The sequence below is a fragment of the Pseudocolwellia sp. G5-9 genome (assembly GCF_055808995.1).
The window spans coordinates 4,626,350-4,646,933 of the sequence record NZ_CM147893.1 but is presented as its reverse complement, the minus strand read 5'-3'; the positions used below and the strand labels follow the sequence as shown (position 1 = coordinate 4,646,933).

Below are 20,584 nucleotides of genomic sequence, written 5' to 3'. Positions count from 1 at the left end.
CCTAAGTCTTTGAGCTGTAGTACACAACTCTTATTTAAATTGTAACGCTAAGCACTCTTCACCAAGTAGTGTTCTTAGTTCATGCAATAAAGCATCTTCTGGAGTAACTCGCCATTGTACGCCTAGTTCAAGCATTCCCTGCGCTTCTTCGCGTTGGTAAAACACTCTAACAGGACAAGTACCATCTTTAAAAGGAGACAGTACCTGAGAAAATTGTTCTATAAAATTATTACTAATTGCCGCTCTTTTTACGTGTATATCAAGAGATGTTACATAGTTTTCTCTTGCGTCAGCAATGGTCATTATATCTCGGGCGGTCATTGTAATGCCACCAGAATATTCATCAAAGCTGACCTGTCCACTACACACTAAAATAGCATCAGTAACAAGTAGCTCGGCAAAGGTATCATAATCATCAGGAAAAAGTCGAATATCAATACGCGCGCTTTTGTCATCTAAGGTAACTAATGCCCAGCGACGACCCCGTTTATTCACCATAACCCTAACACCCAACACTAAACCAACAGCTACGGTTGTTTTATCTTTATTAGTAGGTTGCATGCTAACTAATCGACCACTGGCATAGTGCTTTATTTCAGATAAGTATCGATTAATGGGATGGCCTGTTAAGTATAATCCTAAGGTTTCTTTTTCACCATTAAGCCAAACTTCTTCAGCCCACTTAGGTACTTCTTTAAAGGCTTGTCTGGTGTCTTCAGGCTCTTCATTAATTAAGCCAAATAAATCGTCTTGCCCCAACGCTTGCGCTTTGGCATGTTGCTCTGCTGCTTTTATAGCCTCAGGTAGGGTTTCAAATAATGCCGCTCGATGAGGCCCTAAATGATCCATAGCTCCTGATTTAATGAGTTTTTCAAGCACCCTCTTATTCGTTTTTTTAAGATCTAAACGGGCACAAAAATCGAATAAATTAACAAAAGGTCCACCTTCTTTACGCGCGTTAATAATCGCTTCAATCGGACCTTCACCTACACCTTTAACCGCACCAATACCATACACGATTTGATTATCTTCATTTACGGTAAATTTGTAATGTCCGGCATTAACATCTGGAGGAAGAATATCAATCCCCATATTTCCACATTCGTCAACTAAGGTAACAATCTTATCGGTATTATCCATATCGGCAGACATTACTGCCGCCATAAATGGTGCTGGATAGTGGGTTTTCATCCATAAGGTTTGGTATGAAACTAACGCGTAAGCAGCTGAATGTGATTTATTGAAACCGTAACCAGCAAACTTTTCTACTAAATCGAATATTTTCATGGCTAACTCGCCATCTACACCACGATTTATAGCTCCTTGCTCAAAACCTGCACGCTGTTTCGCCATTTCTTCTGGCTTTTTCTTACCCATAGCTCGACGAAGCATATCAGCTCCACCAAGAGAGTAACCCGCTAAAACCTGTGCTATCTGCATTACTTGTTCTTGATACAAGATAATGCCGTAAGTAGGCTCTAATATAGGCTTAAGATCTATATGCTGCCACGTTTCATCAGGGTAACTTACAACTTCACGACCATGTTTACGCTCTATAAAGTTATCAACCATACCTGACTGTAATGGGCCTGGTCTAAATAAGGCCACAAGTGCGATAATATCTTCAAAACAATCGGGTTTTAATTTAGCGATCAGTGATTTCATACCGCTAGATTCTAATTGGAATACTGCAGTTGTTTCCGCGTTTAATAACACTTTGAAACTAGCAGGATCTTCTAAATTGATACTAGCTATATCAATAGGCTCTTTACCCGCTTTTAGCAGTTTCTCATCAGCCATCTCAATGGCCCACTGCAAAATAGTGAGCGTTCTAAGACCTAAAAAATCGAATTTAACTAAACCTGCATCTTCAACATCATTTTTATCAAATTGTGTAACGGGGTTTTTGCCTTCGTCATCACAATAAAGTGGTGCAAAATCTGTAATGGTTGTAGGTGAAATAACAACACCCCCCGCATGTTTACCGGCGTTTCTGGTTGTACCTTCTAAGATACGACACATATCAATGAGATCTTTCACATCAGAGTCTTGTGCGTATACTTCTGGTAATTTGGGTTCTACTTCAAATGCTTTTGCTAAGGTCATTCCCGGATCACCAGGAATTAATTTAGAGATACGATCAACAAAACCATAAGGATGGCCAAGAACGCGGCCAACATCTCGAATTACCGCTTTTGCTGCCATAGTACCAAAAGTAATAATTTGCGATACAGCATCACGACCATAAAGTTCGGCAACATGATCTATTACCTCATCTCGACGATCCATACAAAAGTCGATATCAAAATCAGGCATTGATACACGTTCAGGGTTTAAGAAACGTTCGAAAAGTAAATCATATTCAAGGGGATCTAAGTCGGTAATTTTTTGAGCATAAGCTACTAAAGAACCCGCGCCTGAACCACGACCAGGACCTACTGGAATATTATTATCTTTACTCCATTGAATAAATTCCATTACGATCAAGAAGTAACCGGGAAAGCCCATTTTGTTGATAACTTCTAGTTCAATTGCTAAACGCTCATCATAAGGTTTACGTTTTTCAGCAAAATCAGGCGCATCTTTATCAAATAAAAACTCTAACCTTTCTTGCAAACCTTCTTCTGAAACTTTAACCAAATAATCTTCTATTGATAAACCTTCAGTGGGAAAATCAGGTAAAACATATTCACCTAAAGTTACTGTGACGTTGCATCGTTTAGCAATTTCAACACTATTGGCTAATGCTTCAGGAATATCGGAAAAAAGCTCGCACATTTCTTCTTCAGAACGTAAGTATTGTTCTTTGCTATAACGCTTAGGCCGGCGTTTGTCATCAAGAGTATAACCATCATGAATCGCAACTCGAATTTCGTGTGCGTCAAAGTTTTCTTCTTTTAAAAACATCACTTCATTCGTAGCTACGACTGGTAATTGATATTTTTGTGCGACGTCTATCGCTAAATGTAAATATGTTTCTTCGTTTTCTCGCCCAGTACGAATAAGCTCTAAGAAAAAGTTATTATTGAAATGTTCTTGGTAAAAAGACACCATTTCGTTAACTAAAGGCATGTTTCCTTTAGTTAACGCTTTTCCTATATCACCTTCTCGACCACCAGATAAGAGTATTAATCCTTCTGAATAATCAACAAGCCAGCTCTTATCAATTACTGCTCGGTCTTGAATATGCCCACGAAGGTAAGCGTTAGAAATAAGCTCAGTTAAATTTTTATAGCCTTTGTTATTAGACGCCAACACCACAAGACGAAAAAGCTCATCTCCTAACTCATCACTTCTCACCCAAAAATCAGCACCAATAATCGGTTTTATTCCAGCGCCATGAGTCGCGTGATAATATTTAACTAAGCCACATAAATTTGTTTGATCTGTCAGCGCTAAAGCCGGCATTGATAAATCAGCCGCTTTGCTCACAATAGGTTTAACTTTGTTTAAGCCGTCGCACATTGAATAGTCGCTATGTACTCTTAAATGCACAAATTTAGGATCTCTTGCCATAGGTACATCGCTTTCGGATGCTATTTCTACAAGTTGATTTGTATCTTCAGACTGATTATCAGACATTAAGGTTTATTAACCCCTTGTTCTTGAATAACTTGGGCGACAGGTTTAAAGCTCGCACGATAACAATCTAAAACACCATGTTCTATAATTTTTTCTAGATGAACTTTTGTTGGATAACCTTTATGTTGAGCAAAACCGTATTCGGGATATAACTTATCTAAAGCAATCATTTCTTCATCACGCGCAACTTTAGCTAAAATTGAAGCTGCACTAATTTCAGCAACTCTATCATCACCTTTTACCACCGCTTGTGTTTCTATATTTCCATTTTCACCTAAAAATACAGGGCAACGATTACCATCAACTAAAACGTAATCAGGTGTAACATCGAGTCCTTGTACAGCACGCTGCATAGCTAACATCGTTGCGTGTAAGATGTTGAGTGTATCTATCTCTTCTGGTGTTGCTCTACCTATTGCCCAAGATATGGCTTTTTGTTTAATTTCTTCAGCTAATAATGGACGTTTTTTTTCCGATAATTTTTTAGAATCTTTTAAACCTTCAATAGGATTATCGGGATCAAGTATTACTGCCGCAGTAACAACATCTCCCACTAAAGGGCCTCGACCAACTTCATCAACACCGGCAATACAATAGGCTAATGGATATTCAAAGGGTGGAAAAACGACTTTAGGCTTTTTAATAGTTTTGCTAGCCAGAGCTTTGTTTGATTTTTCACTCATGATTCGATTAATCCGATAATTGCTTGAGCCGCTTTTTCACTTGCGTCTTGCTTAAGGCTTTGGTGAATTTTCATAAACTTTTCGTTTAAATTAGATTGATCTTCGTTTAAAAATTGCTGTAGTAAAGGCACTATTTTTTCTGGTACCACTTCATCTTGCAATAACTCTGGTACAAGCGTTTCATTCGCCAGCAAATTAGGCAACGAGAACCACTTAAGTTTTACTAACCACTTAGCTAACATATAAGTGATAAGGTTAAACTTATATGTAATCACCATAGGCCGTTTAATTAAAGCAGCTTCAAGTGTTACTGTGCCCGAAGCAGTTAATAAGCAGTCACTTGCCGCCATCACTTTATGTGTTTGGTTAATAATAATTTGTACAGGTAAATTAGGTGCAATTTCATTTTTAAGCGTAGTAAATTGCTCTGCTCTTTTTTCACTGATCATCGGTGCAATAAATAACAAATTATCATCTTGCTCAGCAAGTATTAATGCACTCTGTAAAAAAGGTTCTACCAATTTAGCTAACTCACCACCACGACTTCCTGGCATAAGTGCTAAAATCTTAGCATTTTCAGGTAAATTAAGAGACTTTCTAGCTTCCGTTTTGCTGGAAACTAATGGGATATCGTCAGCAAGTGAATGCCCTACAAAGGTACAAGGGACATTATGTTTATCGTAAAACTTTTTCTCGAACGGGAGTAGAGATAAGACTAAATGAGTTGCACGCGCTATTTTAAAAATACGCTTTTCTCGCCAAGCCCAAACGGATGGACTTACATATTGAACTGTTTTAATTCCGCACTGCTTTAATTTTTCTTCTAAGGTTAAATTAAAATCAGGTGCATCTATTCCAATAAATATATCCGGCTTATTCTCTTTAAAATAATTAACAACGCTTTTACGCACATACATTAATCGCTTTAAGCGCCCTAAGACTTCAACAATTCCCATAACAGAAAGTTCATCCATTGCGAATAAACTTTCAAAACCTTGTGCAAGCATTTTAGGGCCGCCAATACCAACAAACTTAGCATTAGGGTAAGTACGCTTTAGCGCTATAATTAGGCCTTCACCTAAAGTATCTCCAGAATGTTCACCTACAACAATACCAATAACAGGAATATTAGATGTTGAAGGTGCTACTGAATAAGTTTCGTCTAAATGATGAATCACAATACTTCTTATACGATAAAGGCAAAGAATATGCGGTATCTAACGAATAATACCGCGGCTTGAATCTCGAATAAAATCAGAAAATAGATCTAATTCTGGCATGTTATCAGCTAATTTATTCATTGACTCAATAGCGTCATCAGCTGACAAGCCTTTTCTGTAAACTTCTTTGTATGCACGCTTAATAGTTAAAATAACATCTTTATCAAAACCACGACGCTTTAAACCTTCTGAATTTAATCCAAAAGGTTTTGCCGGCTGACCTGAAGCCATTACATAAGGAGGTACATCTTTTAACACTAAGGCATTAGCAGCAATAAAGCTATGCGCACCAATATAACAAAATTGATGAACGCCAGACATACCACCTAAAATAGCATGATCACCTACATGTACATGACCAGCAATAGAAGCATTATTGGCAAGTATACAATGATTGCCCACCACACAGTCATGTGCGACATGGGTATAAGCCATAAATAAGTTATTACTACCTATTTGAGTCAGGCTATTATCTTGAATAGTACCGCGATGAATCGTGCACGACTCTCTAAAGGTATTATTGTCACCAATAATTAACTCTGTTGGTTCACCAGCATATTTTAAATCTTGGCAGTCTTCACCAATACTAGCGAACTGAAAAATACGATTTCCTTTACCGATTCGTGTAGGGCCGTTAATGACAACGTGTGAGCTTATTACACAATCATCACCAATAACGACGTTTTTACTAATATATGTCCAAGGTCCAATAGTTACATTTTTACCAATAACAGCACCTGGCTCAATAATAGCCTGTTCGTGAATCATTTTTTCACCATTTATTTACTTTGAAATCGTTTATAGCTTACGTCTGGCACACATCAGTTCTGCAGAACAAACAACTTTACCGTTCACTTTCGCTTCACCGTAAAATTTCCACATACCACGACGCTCTTTGATGAAATCCACATGCAAGTGCATTGTATCACCGGGAACAACCGGTTGCTTAAAGCGAGCTTTATCTATAGATGCAAATAAATACATTTCGCCATCTTTTCGACCTTCGCTCGATTTAAAACCTAAAATCCCTGTTGCTTGTGCTAATGCTTCTAGTATTAAAACACCAGGGAAAATAGCAAGTTCAGGAAAATGCCCTGTAAATACAGGTTCATTAAAAGTAACATTTTTTATTGCGTGAAGACTTTTACCCGGTTCATAATCCAGAACACGATCTACAAGCAGCATTGGGTAACGATGAGGGATTAACTCTTGAATTTCATGAACGTTTAACTCATTTTTTTGAGATTCCAATTCATTATTCCTTATGAAAGTAATTTAATTAAAATAATTTTATCAAAGAACCGATATAAATTACTTATTTTTTTCTAATAATTCAGATTCTAATGTACTAAGACGTTTCGACATACTGTCTAGCCTACGAAGATGAACATTAATTTTGCGCCAATCTTTATTAGGAGTAACCGGCATTCCTGAAGAATAAACTCCTGATGTGGATATAGATTTAGTGACCATTGCCATACCAGTAAAAATACAATTATCGGAAATTTCAATATGTCCATTGATTCCTACAAGGCCAGCTATAGTGCAATTTTTACCTATAGTTGTGCTACCAGCAATAACGCTACATGCGGCCATTGCCGTACCAGCCCCTATAACCACGTTATGTGCAATTTGAATTTGATTATCGAGAATAACATTATCTTCAATAATCGTATCGTCTAAAGCACCACGATCAATCGTAGTACTTGCTCCAATTTCCACATTATTACCAATAATTACAGAACCTAGTTGAGGTATTTTAAGCCACTTCCCACTAACAGGTGCATAGCCAAAACCGTCAGAACCGATAACGCTATTCGCTTGAATTAAGCAATGCGTACCAATTTTAACATTATGATAAATACTGACATTAGCCCACATGGAAGTATGACTTCCAATTGAAGTATTCTCACCAATAAAGCAACCTGCGCCAATGATTACATTGTCAGCAAGTTCAACACCAGCTTCTATAACCGCATTCGCGCCCACAGAGACATTTTCGCCTAAAGTTACAGAAGAATGAATAACCGCAGATGAGTGTATGGATGAGGAAGGTTTTGGCGTGGTATCAAGTAATTGAGCTGTAAGTGCATATCCTAAATAAGGATTATCCATAACTAAAGCATTTGTAGGTACATCCTCTAAACACTCTTTATTGATAATAACAGCACTGGCTTGCGTATGATTTAATTGTTGACGATATTTTTTATTCGCTAGAAACGCAATTTGCCCTGTTTTAGCATTTGCTAAAGTGGCTAAACTGTTAACTTCGCAATTTTCATCACCATTAACAGTTGCACCAATTTCTTTCGCTATTTCAGCTAGCGTGAAGTTTTTTTTTATCATCGTTATTTAAGTTTACTAACTTTTTCTACAACTTGGTCAGTAATACTTGCATTAGGTTTTGAAAAAACAACCGCTTTTTGTTCTAAAATTAAATCGTATTTACCTGAGTCAGCAATACTATTTATTGCTTGACGCACTAATGCGATAATTTTAGTTGTTTCTTCGTTTTGACGAACGCCAGTTTTTTGTTGAAAAACTTTACCTTTAGTTTGATATTCTTGATATTTAGTCGTGATATCTAGCTCAAGCTTTTCTTTTTCTTTCTTACTCATTAACGAGCTATCGCGTTGTTGCTTTTCTTGAAAGTACTTAATGTCTTTCTCTAATTGAGCAAGTTCTGCTTTTTCGTCTTTAAATTCCGCTTCTAACGTTTGCATAACAATAGCAGTCTGTGGAATTTTACTCATAATTTCTTGAAAATTAACTACGCCTATTTTTTGATCTGCTGCCATTACTGAACCAGCTAATAACATTCCAGATGCTGCTGTAGTCATTACTAAAGATTTCATAAATTTATTCAATGTGTACTCCTAAGTGTCTTTTTATTTTATGTTAGTTACTGATCATTATATCTATATAGGGATCAATTTTATTTTTAAAAGGTTTGACCGATATTAAAGGTGAAGAACTTAGTATCATCATCAAACTCAGATTTCAATGTTTTAGCAAAACTAAATATCATAGGTCCCATTGGTGAAAGCCATTGTACTGACATACCCGCAGAAGCTCTATATGTATTAGGGTCTGAAAAATCTCTTACCTTACTGAACTCTATTGGCGTTAAATCACGATAATCATTTATATTAAACTCAGTATCCCATACATTACCCGCATCAACAAAAAAGCTTGAACGAACACTATTAGAAAATCCCTCATCTAAAAATGGAGTAGGAACAATTAACTCTATTCCCGCTAGTACAAGTGCATTACCACCAACTGAACGTTGAGACAAAAATACAGCATCACTATCTTCACTAAAACAACAAGCCTCTTGACCTAAAGAAGGAATAGTTCTTGGATATCTATTAATAGCCCTTGGACCTACAATATTGGTTTCAAAACCACGTAACGTATCTGCACCACCTGCTCTAAAGTTCTCTTGAAATGGGAAAATCTGATCGTTACCATTAATAGTTCCGTAGCCATTACCATAACCGGCTTGGAAACGTGTTAAAAACGTCCAACGTTGATCTCTAGATATTGGAAAATACCATTTTGTATCTAAATTAACTTTAAAGAATTGTAAGTCAGAGTTTGGCGTTGTTATTTTAAATGATAAACTTTGGTTTGATCCGTCAGACGGAAAGGTACCTCTGTTTAACGTATTACGTATAATGGCAGCCGAAAAATCATATGTTTCAAATTGTAGCTTTGCACCGGGATCATTAGGATCACCATATAAATCATAAAAAGTTTCTATTTGTTCATAAGACTGTAATCGTGTGATTGTTTCATTTTTATAATTTATACCAAAGTTTAAGCGAACATATTCGTTAATAGGAAAACCTAAGTTAGCACCAATACCATACTTTTTACTGTTGTATTGCTCAAGGTTAGCCGCTCCAGCATCAAACTCTGTATAAAAAATACTTCCACCCAATGAAATACCATCAACGGTAAAATATGGGTCCGTATAAGATAAGCTTGCACTACTTTGATAACTTACAGTATTAAGACTCAAAGCAAGACGGTTACCGGTACCTAAGAAGTTATTTTGTTGAATACCAGCATTTAAACTTAATTTAGTTGTATCACCATAACCAATACCTGCAGTAAAAGATCCAGATGGTTGCTCTTTTACGCTAAAGTCAACATCAACTAAATCATCTTCACCTGGTAATTTAGTTGTTTCAAATTCAACACTTTCCATATAAGGCAAACGTTGTAACCAAGCTTTTGAAGATTCCACATTATTATTTGATAACCATGAACCTTCCATTTGGCGCATTTCTCTACGTAATACGCGATCGGCAGTTACATCATTACCTTTAAAGTTGATACGATTAACATATACTCTTTTACCTGCATCTATAGATACAACGAGTTTAACTGTTTTATCTTCTTCATTAATTTCTGGAATCGTCGTTACTTTAGGATAAGCATAACCAAAACGACCAAAAAACTTACTGATCATTTCTTCGTTATAAGTAACCAGCGCACCATTATACAACTGGTTTCCTTTTAACGGTGAAATAGCCTTAATTGTATTTTCAAAGCCAACAAGTTCACCCATAAATTCAACATCACTAACCGTGTATTTTTCACCTTCGGTAATGTTTAAGGTAATGTATACGCCTTTTTTATCAGGAGTCATTGAAACTTGGGTTGAATCAACTTTATATTGTAAATAACCTCGATCTAGGTAGAAACTTTCTATTGTTTCCATATCACCTTGCAAGGTTTGTTTTTGATAGCGATCTTGCGCCATAAAATCCCACCAAGGTGAATCAAAGGTTAATTCTATATTTTTTAATAATTCTTCATCGGTAAAAAGTTCATTACCCACGATATTAATTTGTTCGATTGCTGCCGCATCGCCTTCTTTAAAAGTAAAATCAATTTTTACTCGATTACGAGGTAGATGGGTGATCTCAGATGTTACATCAGCATTATATTTACCAACACTGTGATAAAAGTCTTCCAGACCTAATTCAATACCTGATAAAACTGTTTTGTCTAGCGTTTCACCGACACGAATATTACTGTCATCTAAGCTTTCAGTTAGCTGTTCGTCTTTTAAATCTTTGTTACCATCAAAAGTTACTTCGCTGATAGTTTCTCTTTCTTGCACTCTGAAAATAATTGAGTTGCCATCTTTATATACTGCAATGTCATTAAAATGACCTGACTTGTATAAAGACTTTATAGATTGAGAAATTCTATAATCGTTTAGTGTATCTCCAATATTGAATGGAATATGAGTCAACGCCGCACCTATGGCAACACGTTGTAATCCTTTAACTTGGATATCTTCGACTTGAAACGCCTCTGTTGCCACTGCTGAGTTGATTGAACCAGTAAGCAAGGTAGCTAATGCAATTTTTTTTATCATCATAAAATATAAACTTTATTTACTTCTTTTATTAAATAGTCAGTGTCGAAATTTTACTAAAGTCGAGACAAATCATTAAACAGAGCGATACTCATTAAACACAATAGTGTAATAGTACCAAATTTAAACCCAACCTCTTGTATTTTTTCAGGTACGGGTTTCCCAGTGAAGAGCTCTATAATGTAATAGAGTAAATGCCCACCATCAAGTACTGGTAGTGGTAATAAATTAATTATGCCTAGATTTATACTAATTAGCGCTAAAAAGCCTAAAAAGTATACTAATCCGAAATTAGCACTATCACCTGCTCCTTGTGCTATCGATATAGGCCCACTTAAGTTTTTAACAGAAACATCACCTGTTAATAATTTCCCTATCATATCAAAACTCAGTACAACCAAGTTCCATGTACGATTAATACTTTGTTCTAAAGCTTCAAATAAACCATACGATGTATTTATTTTAAATTTTTCTGGGTATTTATCAGACTTAGGTGTTACACCTAAATAGCCTATCTTTTTACCATTTCTTGATATAGCTTTTGGTGTAACTGTTATTATTTGAGTTAGACCTTCACGCTGTATTTTTATTTCGACTGATTGATCTGCTAATGTTTTAATCTTATTAGAAAAATCATACCAATCATCTTTTATAGAAATTCCATTAACTTCTAATAAAATATCACCAACTTTTAATCCTGAAGTTTGAGCGGGGCTATCAGGGTGGATAACAGCAAGTTCATTATAAACATTTGGGCTAAAAGGCTTTATACCTAAACTCTCAATAGCTGATAATTTATCAGGTGAAAACTGCCATTCGTTAGTGTCTAATAAACTAGTAGTAATATTAACACTGTCTTCTTGTTTCGTTTTTATTTCAATAGCCTTACTGCCAATCTCCCCAACTAATGCAAGATTTACGTCTTGCCAATCGGCTACTTTCTTCCCTGCTACTTCAACTATTTGACTTTGAGCTGGTAAGTTTGCCTTTGCTGAAATAGACGCTGGCTCAATATTACCAATCATTGGCTTAATACTAGGTACACCAATTAAAAACATTAAATAAAAGGCAACAATAGCAAAGGCGAAATTAGCAAAAGGCCCTGCAGCAATAATTGCTATACGTTGATAAACCGTTTTACTGTTAAACGTTTTATCTGAATCTTCAGGTGAAATGTCATCAACACGGTCATCTAACATTTTCACAAAACCACCAAGAGGAATTAAAGCAATAACGTATTCAGTTCCATCTTTGCCCACATTACTCCAAAGGGTTTTACCAAAACCTATTGAAAACTTTTGAACTTTTACACCATTTTTACGAGCTACCCAAAAGTGGCCATATTCATGAACTGTAATTAAAATGCCTAACGCAATAACAAATGAGACTAAATTCCAAAAAAACTCAAACATACTAATGATTATCTCTATCCGCTTTCACGTGATTATCTTCTCTAGAATAATTAACTAACAACGATGTGGTAAATTCTCTTACTCGCCCATCTAAATTGATAACGTCATCAATTGAAGTTACCTCTTCTGAGACAAATTTATTCACAGAAGTTTCATTTATTTTATATATATCAGTAAATTTTATTTTTTTGTTCAAAAAAGCATCTACTGCTATTTCATTTGCTGCATTAAGTGCTGTACATGCTCCTTGGCCATTCTTACAAGCCTCAATAGCTAATTTTAGGTTTGGGTATTTAACAAAATCTACTGGCTGAAAATCAAATGACGGAGTACTAAAGAAATCAAGAGGTTCAACGCCAGATTCTATGCGCTCAGGAAAAGATAAAGCATGCGCAATAGGTGTTCTCATATCAGGATTACCCATCTGAGCAAGAACAGAACCATCTTTATATTGCACCATTGAATGAATAGTACTTTGAGGATGTAAAACAATTTGAATATCTTCAGGCTCAACATTAAATAACCATTTGGCTTCAATAAGTTCTAAACCCTTATTCATCATAGTGGCAGAGTCTACAGATATTTTTTGTCCCATATCCCAATTAGGATGAGCACAAGCTTCTTCTACAGTAACGCTCTCTAATTGTTCAACATTATATGTTCTAAAAGGTCCACCTGAACCTGTTAGTAAAATTTTACTGACACCGTTTGAGGCTAGATCACAATAACCTGGAGTATTTTGAGCTTCTATGGGTAAACACTGAAAAATAGCATTGTGTTCACTGTCGATGGGGATCAGTTGGGCGCCACTCGCTTTTACAGCCTCAATAAAAATAGCTCCTGAAGTCACTAAGGCTTCTTTATTTGCGAGTAATACACGCTTTCCTGCATTAACAGCAGCCATAGTAGGCATTAAACCTGAAGCGCCAACAATAGCAGCCATTACTGTGTCGGTACTTACTTCTTTAGAAATTTCTTCTAGTGCTGCAGCCCCTGAATGGACAAGAATACTTTCTAAGCCTTGTTCAACCAAAAGTTTCTTTAACTGTTTCGCATGAGGTTCTGAAACCATAACAACAGATTCAGGTAAAAACTCTACACATTGTGCTAGTAATACATCTACATTTGAATAAGCAGATAAACTTACTACATCAAATTTATTAGGGTGTCTGCGAACCACATCTAACGTACTCAAACCAATTGATCCTGTCGCACCTAAAATACATAAGCGACGTACAACATTTTTTATATCAGACACTAACTACCAGCCTATTAACGCGTAACATAAGGCATATATAGGAGCCGTAGCCGTTAAGCTATCAATCCTATCTAAAATTCCACCGTGACCAGGTAAGATTGAACCGCTGTCTTTTATACCTGCTTGCCTTTTAAACATACTTTCATTCAAATCACCTAAAACAGAAACCGTTGTAATTAATATCGTAATAGGAATAACCAAGTAAAACTGTTCTGATTGCCAATTCATTGAAACACCAGCAATTGTAACTAAAACACAAGCAACAATAACACCACCAATAAAACCTTCCATTGTTTTTCCGGGACTAACATTAGGCATTAACTTATTTTTACCAAACGCTTTACCTACAAAATAAGCGCCAATATCTGCACTCCACACCATAAGAAACAAGAACATGATTAATTGTGCACCATGATAACTATCCGTTTGATATTCACTACTTCGTATAACAATAAAGGCAAGCCATGTTGGAACTAACGTTAACCAACCAAAAACACCTCTAATTGAACGATGACTAGACCAAAATTTACTGTATCTAGGATAAAGAAAAGTTAATGTAGCTGATAATAACCACCAAGCAACAGCAAGCCATAATATATAGATAATGGGCTTTTGAAGGTTTGATGAGGTTATCCATAACTCTAATAAAGGAAAATAATACCAAAGAGTTGCGATTAAAATACTGGTAACAATAACAAAAGCTAAGCGTCGTCTTATGTTTGCAAAGCCCATTAAAGGACCCCATTCCCAAGCACCTATTCCCATAACAGCTAACATTAGTGCTGAAAAATACGGTAAGGGTAAATAAAAAATGCTCGCTATAGTTGCAGGAGCTAATACAAGTGCAGTAATAATTCTATGTTTTAACAAATTTTACCCTTTTTTTTTAAAGTTATTTTTTATTCTTATTATTTGCTTTTTTTGTTGTAATTATTACGACAAATTAAGCTTTAAAAATCACTTTATTACACTAACAAAAATAAATATATGCTTTAATAAGCAATATTTATCGCTAATTTCCCTATTGGGTAATATTTTTTGTTTGTTCGCCAGTTAAACCAAATCGCCTTTCTCTTTTATCAAAAGAATAAATAGCTTCTTCAAAAGCCTCGCTATCAAAGTCAGGCCATAATATATCAGTAAAATAAAACTCAGCATAAGCAGCTTGCCATAATAAAAAATTACTAATTCTATAATCACCACCGGTGCGAATTAATAAATCTAAATCGGGTAAGTTATTTAACGATATATGCTCATTCATAACTTGTTCTGTTATATCGTTTAACGCTAATTCTTTATTTTGTACTTTTTCTGCAATACACTTTGTTGCCTGTGTAATATCCCATCGCCCGCCATAATTAGCTGCAATAGATAGCACCATATCCGTGTTGTTTTTTGTTAATTCTTCAGATACTTTAATTTTTTTCTGTAATTTATCTGAAAAACGAGTTACATCACCAATAATTTGAAAACGAATACCATTTTTATGTAGTCTCTTAACTTCACGAGTCAGTACAAACATAAACAGTTCCATCAAAACACTAACTTCAGATTCAGGACGCAACCAATTTTCACTACTAAACGCAAAAAGCGTTAATGCCTTAACACCTAACTTTCTTGCGGATGTCACCGAAGAACGAACAGTTTCCACGCCAGCTTTGTGTCCAGCAACTCTATTTTTTGAACGCGATTGAGCCCAACGTCCATTACCATCCATAATAATAGCGACATGCTGTGGAATTTTTCGACTAACTTCTGACATTTACTCTTTTAACCTTTTAATACCAATAGAGCTAATTTCCTAACCCGTTTGACATAATACCAATGCAATAACCCATTGAGCATTTATACTCATCTAAAATAGGTCAATTCATTAATGCGTTTGGTATAACTTATTCTACGATATAAAAAAGCCGTAGAAATTTACCAACAGGTATTATCTACGGCGTTTATTAATAAGCAATTAAAAATTTAAATTTCCATTAATTCCGCTTCTTTAGCGGTCAAAATTTCATCAACTTGCTTAATATATGTATCGGTGATCTTTTGGATCTCATCTTCAGCTTGATGATGTTCGTCTTCACTGATTTCTTTATCTTTTAAAAGACTCTTGTAATCAGAGTTCGCATCACGACGAATATTACGAATAGCAACTTTACCACCTTCGGCTTCACCACGAACCACTTTAACTAAATCTTTACGACGCTCTTCCGTTAATGGAGGAAGAGGAATACGAATAAGTGTGCCGTTTGATTGAGGATTTAAGCCTAAATCAGACTTTAATATTGCTTTTTCAACTGCAGCAATCATACCTTTATCAAAAACAGTAATAGCAAGATTTCTAGCATCTGGAACAGAAATATTACCTACTTGATTTAAAGGTGTTTCCATTCCGTAGTAATCTACAGAAATATTATCAAGTAAAGATGCATGAGCTCGGCCTGTTCTTATTTTAGCTAAACTACTTTTTAACGCTTCAATACTTTTACCCATGCGCTCTTGGGCATCTTGTTTTATTTCATTAATCACGTTGATATTCCTTAAAACTAATCTAAATTCTTTGCGTGGTCGATAATCGTACCTTCATCTTCACCTAAAATAACAGATTTAAGTGAACCCGGCTTATTCATATTAAATACTCGAATAGGCATACTATGATCACGTGCTAATGTGAATGCAGCGAGATCCATAACTTGTAACTCTTTATCGAGTACTTCTGCATAAGTTAAATGCTTATAAAGTGTTGCATCAGGATTTTTTACAGGATCTTCAGAATAAATACCATCAACTTTAGTTGCTTTTAAAACAACATCCGCTTCAATTTCAATACCACGTAAGCAAGCCGCTGAATCAGTTGTAAAGAAAGGGTTACCAGTACCAGCGCTAAAAATAACCACTCTACCAGATTTTAATAAACTAATCGCTTCAGCCCAGTTATAACGGTCACATACGCCAGCAAGATCAATTGCCGACATGAGTCGTGTATTAACAAATGCACGGTGTAATGCATCACGCATCGCTAAACCATTCATTACAGTAGCTAGCATCCCCATTTGGTCGCCCACTACTCGATTCATTCCTGCGTCGGCTAATCCTTTACCACGGAATAAGTTACCACCACCGATAACTAAGCCAACTTGAATCCCCATTTCAATGAGTTCTTTAATTTCTTGAGCCATGCGATCTAAGATTTTCGGATCAATACCGAATCCCTCTGAGCCCATTAAGGCTTCACCGCTAAGTTTTAATAATATACGACGATATGTAGGTTTGGGGTTCACGCTCATATAACAAACATTCCTGTACTTTTCTGAAGATAAAAAAATAGCCGAGACCAAATTTGGTCGCGGCTATTCTAGTACGTTTAGCTAACTATCGAAAGTCTATTTACAAAATAACACCATCAAAAATTAATTAAACATCAATTTTTTTAAAAATTAAGCTTTTGCAGCAGCAATTTGTGCTTCAACTTCAGCAGCAAAATCTTCTTCTTTCTTCTCGATACCTTCACCAACTTCTAAACGTACGAAGTTAGAAATAGTTAAGCCTTTCTCTTTTAATATTTCACCTACAGTTTTCTTAGGCTCCATAATAAAAGCTTGACCCGTTAAAGAAACTTCACCTGTAAATTTCTTCATACGACCATTAACCATTTTCTCAGCGATTTCTTGAGGTTTACCTTCATTCATCGCAATTTCGATTTGGATAGCTTTTTCTTTTTCAACAACATCTGCAGGTACATCTTCAGGGTTGATAAATTCAGGCTTACTAGCAGCAACATGCATAGCAATGTGCTTAAGTGATTCAACATCACCTTCACCAGCAACAACAACACCAATTGTAGCGCCATGTTTATAAGTAGCTAAAGTAGTACCTTCAACATAAGCAACACGACGAACATTGATGTTTTCACCAATTTTAGTTACTAAAGCAATACGCTCTTCTTCGAACTGTGCTTGAAGTTCTTCAATTGTTACTTTTGAAGCAGCAGCAGCATCAGCAACTTTGTTAGCAAATGCTAAAAAGTTATCATCTTTTGCTACGAAATCAGTTTGACAGTTAACTTCAACTAATACGCCATCTTTAATGATGATTTGACCTTCAGCAGCGATGTTACCTGCTTTTTTAGCAGCTTTAGCTTGACCGTTCTTACGCATATTCTCAATCGCAAGTTCCATGTCACCTTCAGCTTCTTGTAAAGCTTTTTTACAATCCATCATGCCCGCAGCTGTGCGTTCACGTAATTCTTTAACCATTGCAGCAGTAATTTGCATGAGTTAATTCCTAATTTTTAGTTATCCCCGTTACAAGAGATTGCTTACCTTTAAGATAAACACTCCATACAGTTTGGGCATAAGTATTAAATAAGTTGGCGATAATAAAGAAACTCTATTACCGCCACATGAAAGAAACGTTAAGAGCTAATTATTCAGCTTCAACAAAACCGTCTTTTTCAGCTTGAACAACGATATTCTTCTCACGACCTTCTAATACTGCATTTGCAGCAGAATCTAAGTATAAAGTCACAGCACGAATCGCATCATCGTTACCAGGTACAATGTAATCAACACCGTCTGGATTAGAGTTTGTATCAACTACAGCGATTACTGGAATACCTAAGTTGTTAGCTTCTTTAATAGAAATATGCTCATGATCAGCATCGATGATGAATAAAACATCAGGTAAACCACCCATGTTTTTAATACCACCAAGGCTTTTTTCAAGCTTTTCCATTTCACGAGTACGCATTAAAGCTTCTTTTTTAGTAAGTGCTTCAAAAGTACCGTCAGAGCTTTGAGCTTCTAAATCTTTTAAACGTTTGATAGATTGACGAACTGTTTTCCAGTTAGTCAACATACCACCTAACCAGCGGTGGTTAACGTAAAATTGATCACATTTGATCGCAGCATCTTTGATTGCATCGCTTGCAGCACGTTTAGTACCAACAAATAAAACTTTACCTTTTTTAGATGAAACGTTGTTAATAAAAGCAAGAGCTTCATTAAACATAGGTACAGTTTGTTCTAAGTTGATGATATGAACTTTATCGCGAGCACCAAAAATGTAGTTTTTCATTTTTGGATTCCAGTAACGAGTTTTGTGACCGAAATGTACACCTGCTTTAAGCATATCGCGCATTGAAACGTTTGGCATGTTTTTTCCTTTGAGGGTTAAGCGTTCATACACCCAATATACAAGACTCTTTAATTGCTTATTCATTCAAAATGATTAAGCTGAGCACCCCAGTATATCTTTGTTAGATGTATGTGAGTTTATATTTAAAACTAACATTAAGTGTTAATTCAGTAATGCTTAATAAATCATGGTAAACACCATGCAAATTATTAGCGGCGCACTTTATACCATAACGGCGCACTTTTTACTAGGAATTAGAGCAAATAATCTTATTCAATAATCATTTTTTGATGAGCTTAAGAATATTCTATGCTAATGGATCATTGCGCGTTAAAATTAGCTCAAAATAACCAATCGAAAACAATTATGTCTGTACAATTATTTTATATTTACGATACACACTGCCCTTGGAGCTATGTAACACTTCCCTTGGTGAATGAAATTGTCGCTGCGCATCCTGAGTTTACGCTTAACTTATTACATTGTGCTCGTTATGAAGGTGATGAAAATATTTCAAAAAAAACTATTGAAACGATTGAAGATGATAGTTCAACCACATTTAGTAATGCTTACATAGCACAACTAAAGCAAGCTAAAGACTCAACTTTAACCGCTAACGTGATGTCTTGGGTTTCAAACAAAGTTCCGCAAGTAGGATTAGAAGTATTAAATGCTTTATTTAAAGCTCACTTTGAACAAGCAAACGAATTACGTTCATTTGATGATATTAGTGATATTGTCGCTGAATTTAAACTTTCACCACCGAACAAAGTGTTTACATTAGAAAAATTCACAAAAGATGCAGAAATATTATTAAGCAGTCTTGAAGAACTACAAGATATTATGGGTACAAAAGCTATACCCGCACTATTACTTGCAATTGATGAAAAGCTTATACTATTAAACCATAATCTATACCTAAAACACCCCAAAGCTATTGTAGAAGCCATAGAACTTGAGCTAAACAATTAGTTAAAGCAAAAAATCCAGATAGACATCATATAAGCAGTTAGGCAAAATAGTTAACCTAAAAGTTAGCATTAACTTTTAATCAGTATTTATATTTTTAAATAGTAATACACCATCAAAGAATTAATGAGGCATTAATGGGAATCAATATAAAAAGTCAGGAAGAAATAGAGAAAATGCGTATTGCAGGTCAACTAGCTGCAGATGTACTAGAAATGATAGAACCGCACGTAAAAGCGGGTATAACAACTGACGAATTGAATACTATTTGTGCTGAATATACCGATAAAGTACAAAATGCCATTTCTGCGCCTTTAAATTACCACGGATTTCCTAAATCAATTTGTACATCAGTAAACCACGTAGTATGTCATGGCATCCCTAATGACACGAAATTACAAGATGGCGATATTCTTAATATAGACATCACTGTAATTAAAGATGGGTTTCATGGCGATACCAGTAAAATGTTTCTTATTGGCAATGTAACACCAGAAGATAATCGCTTGTGCCGCATTACTCAAGAAGCCCTTTATGTTGGTCTTAAAAAAGTAAAACCTGGAGTAACTTTTGGTGAAATAGGTACAGCGATTCAAAAGTTTATTAAAAAATCAGGTCGCTATTCTATTGTTAAAGAATACTGCGGACATGGTATTGGCCAAGTTTTTCATGAAGAGCCTCAAATTGTTCATTATAAAAATAATGATAAAACAAAAATGGAAGAAGGCATGTGTTTTACTATCGAGCCTATGATCAACTTAGGTCGAGCAAATACCCTTTTAGATAAAGAAGACAACTGGACGGTTTATACTATTGACGGTAAAAAATCGGCACAATGGGAACACACTATTGTGGTCACCAAAACAGGTTGTGAAATTCTCACCTTAAGAAAGGAAGAAACTCTAGCTAAGGTTTTACACAACTAG

At 35.6% G+C, this 20,584-nt stretch carries 18 protein-coding genes; 2 read left to right on the top strand and 16 right to left on the bottom strand.

The features are described 5' to 3' along the window. Positions 1 to 30 precede the first annotated feature (30 nt). From dnaE to rpsB, 16 genes are all read right to left on the bottom strand, one after another. Positions 31 to 3,516 (bottom strand): DNA polymerase III subunit alpha, encoded by a 3,486-nt coding sequence (gene dnaE, locus AC0L5Q_RS20295; RefSeq protein ID WP_473618342.1) that lies wholly within the window; start codon positions 3,514 to 3,516, stop codon positions 31 to 33. A 65-nt stretch (positions 3,517 to 3,581) separates the two neighbouring features. Beyond that, entirely contained in the window at positions 3,582 to 4,265 is a 684-nt protein-coding gene (gene rnhB / locus AC0L5Q_RS20290; RefSeq protein WP_473613352.1) for a ribonuclease HII, read from the bottom strand. After that, positions 4,262 to 5,440 carry a lipid-A-disaccharide synthase gene (gene lpxB, locus AC0L5Q_RS20285; protein ID WP_473618341.1) on the bottom strand — a complete coding sequence of 393 codons (1,179 nt, stop codon included), beginning with the start codon at positions 5,438 to 5,440 and terminating at the stop codon, positions 4,262 to 4,264. The genes rnhB and lpxB overlap by 4 nt, the downstream gene beginning before the upstream one ends. A gap of 42 nt (positions 5,441 to 5,482) precedes the next feature. After that, positions 5,483 to 6,253, bottom strand: coding sequence for an acyl-ACP--UDP-N-acetylglucosamine O-acyltransferase (gene lpxA / locus AC0L5Q_RS20280; RefSeq protein ID WP_473613351.1), 771 nt, complete (start codon positions 6,251 to 6,253; stop codon positions 5,483 to 5,485). 30 nt (positions 6,254 to 6,283) lie between these two features. Further along, the gene (fabZ, locus tag AC0L5Q_RS20275; protein ID WP_473613350.1) at positions 6,284 to 6,736 is read right to left on the bottom strand and encodes a 3-hydroxyacyl-ACP dehydratase FabZ; all 453 of its coding nucleotides are present in this window, start codon (positions 6,734 to 6,736) and stop codon (positions 6,284 to 6,286) included. Between the two features lie 60 nt (positions 6,737 to 6,796). Then, positions 6,797 to 7,831: a UDP-3-O-(3-hydroxymyristoyl)glucosamine N-acyltransferase gene (gene lpxD, locus AC0L5Q_RS20270; protein ID WP_473613349.1), complete on the bottom strand. Its 1,035-nt coding sequence runs from the start codon at positions 7,829 to 7,831 to the stop codon at positions 6,797 to 6,799. Between the two features lie 2 nt (positions 7,832 to 7,833). Beyond that, positions 7,834 to 8,352: an OmpH/Skp family outer membrane protein gene (locus AC0L5Q_RS20265; RefSeq protein ID WP_473613348.1), complete on the bottom strand. Its 519-nt coding sequence runs from the start codon at positions 8,350 to 8,352 to the stop codon at positions 7,834 to 7,836. A gap of 74 nt (positions 8,353 to 8,426) precedes the next feature. Beyond that, positions 8,427 to 10,886, bottom strand: a complete 2,460-nt coding sequence (gene bamA / locus AC0L5Q_RS20260; protein WP_473613347.1) for an outer membrane protein assembly factor BamA — start codon at positions 10,884 to 10,886, stop codon at positions 8,427 to 8,429. 53 nt (positions 10,887 to 10,939) lie between these two features. Next, a complete protein-coding gene (gene rseP / locus AC0L5Q_RS20255) occupies positions 10,940 to 12,295 on the bottom strand; it encodes a sigma E protease regulator RseP (RefSeq protein WP_473613346.1) in 1,356 nt (451 codons plus the stop codon). A 1-nt stretch (position 12,296) separates the two neighbouring features. Continuing rightward, positions 12,297 to 13,553 (bottom strand): 1-deoxy-D-xylulose-5-phosphate reductoisomerase, encoded by a 1,257-nt coding sequence (gene ispC / locus AC0L5Q_RS20250; protein WP_473613345.1) that lies wholly within the window; start codon positions 13,551 to 13,553, stop codon positions 12,297 to 12,299. 3 nt (positions 13,554 to 13,556) lie between these two features. Further along, positions 13,557 to 14,423 carry a phosphatidate cytidylyltransferase gene (locus tag AC0L5Q_RS20245; RefSeq protein ID WP_473613344.1) on the bottom strand — a complete coding sequence of 289 codons (867 nt, stop codon included), beginning with the start codon at positions 14,421 to 14,423 and terminating at the stop codon, positions 13,557 to 13,559. A gap of 151 nt (positions 14,424 to 14,574) precedes the next feature. Beyond that, on the bottom strand, positions 14,575 to 15,315 hold the full coding sequence (gene uppS / locus AC0L5Q_RS20240) for a polyprenyl diphosphate synthase (RefSeq protein WP_473613343.1): 741 nt from the start codon (positions 15,313 to 15,315) through the stop codon (positions 14,575 to 14,577). Positions 15,316 to 15,524: 209 nt separating this feature from the next. Continuing rightward, positions 15,525 to 16,082: a ribosome recycling factor gene (gene frr / locus AC0L5Q_RS20235; RefSeq protein ID WP_473613342.1), complete on the bottom strand. Its 558-nt coding sequence runs from the start codon at positions 16,080 to 16,082 to the stop codon at positions 15,525 to 15,527. Between the two features lie 17 nt (positions 16,083 to 16,099). Continuing rightward, positions 16,100 to 16,840: a UMP kinase gene (gene pyrH / locus AC0L5Q_RS20230; RefSeq protein WP_473613341.1), complete on the bottom strand. Its 741-nt coding sequence runs from the start codon at positions 16,838 to 16,840 to the stop codon at positions 16,100 to 16,102. A gap of 150 nt (positions 16,841 to 16,990) precedes the next feature. Then, positions 16,991 to 17,827 carry a translation elongation factor Ts gene (gene tsf, locus AC0L5Q_RS20225; protein WP_473613340.1) on the bottom strand — a complete coding sequence of 279 codons (837 nt, stop codon included), beginning with the start codon at positions 17,825 to 17,827 and terminating at the stop codon, positions 16,991 to 16,993. A 151-nt stretch (positions 17,828 to 17,978) separates the two neighbouring features. Continuing rightward, a complete protein-coding gene (rpsB, locus tag AC0L5Q_RS20220) occupies positions 17,979 to 18,707 on the bottom strand; it encodes a 30S ribosomal protein S2 (protein WP_473613339.1) in 729 nt (242 codons plus the stop codon). Positions 18,708 to 19,055: 348 nt separating this feature from the next. On the opposite strand from rpsB, the gene AC0L5Q_RS20215 reads away from it, so the two are divergent. Both AC0L5Q_RS20215 and map read left to right on the top strand, forming a co-directional pair. Further along, a complete protein-coding gene (locus AC0L5Q_RS20215; RefSeq protein ID WP_473613338.1) occupies positions 19,056 to 19,661 on the top strand; it encodes a hypothetical protein in 606 nt (201 codons plus the stop codon). A 134-nt stretch (positions 19,662 to 19,795) separates the two neighbouring features. Continuing rightward, entirely contained in the window at positions 19,796 to 20,584 is a 789-nt protein-coding gene (gene map, locus AC0L5Q_RS20210; RefSeq protein ID WP_473613337.1) for a type I methionyl aminopeptidase, read from the top strand.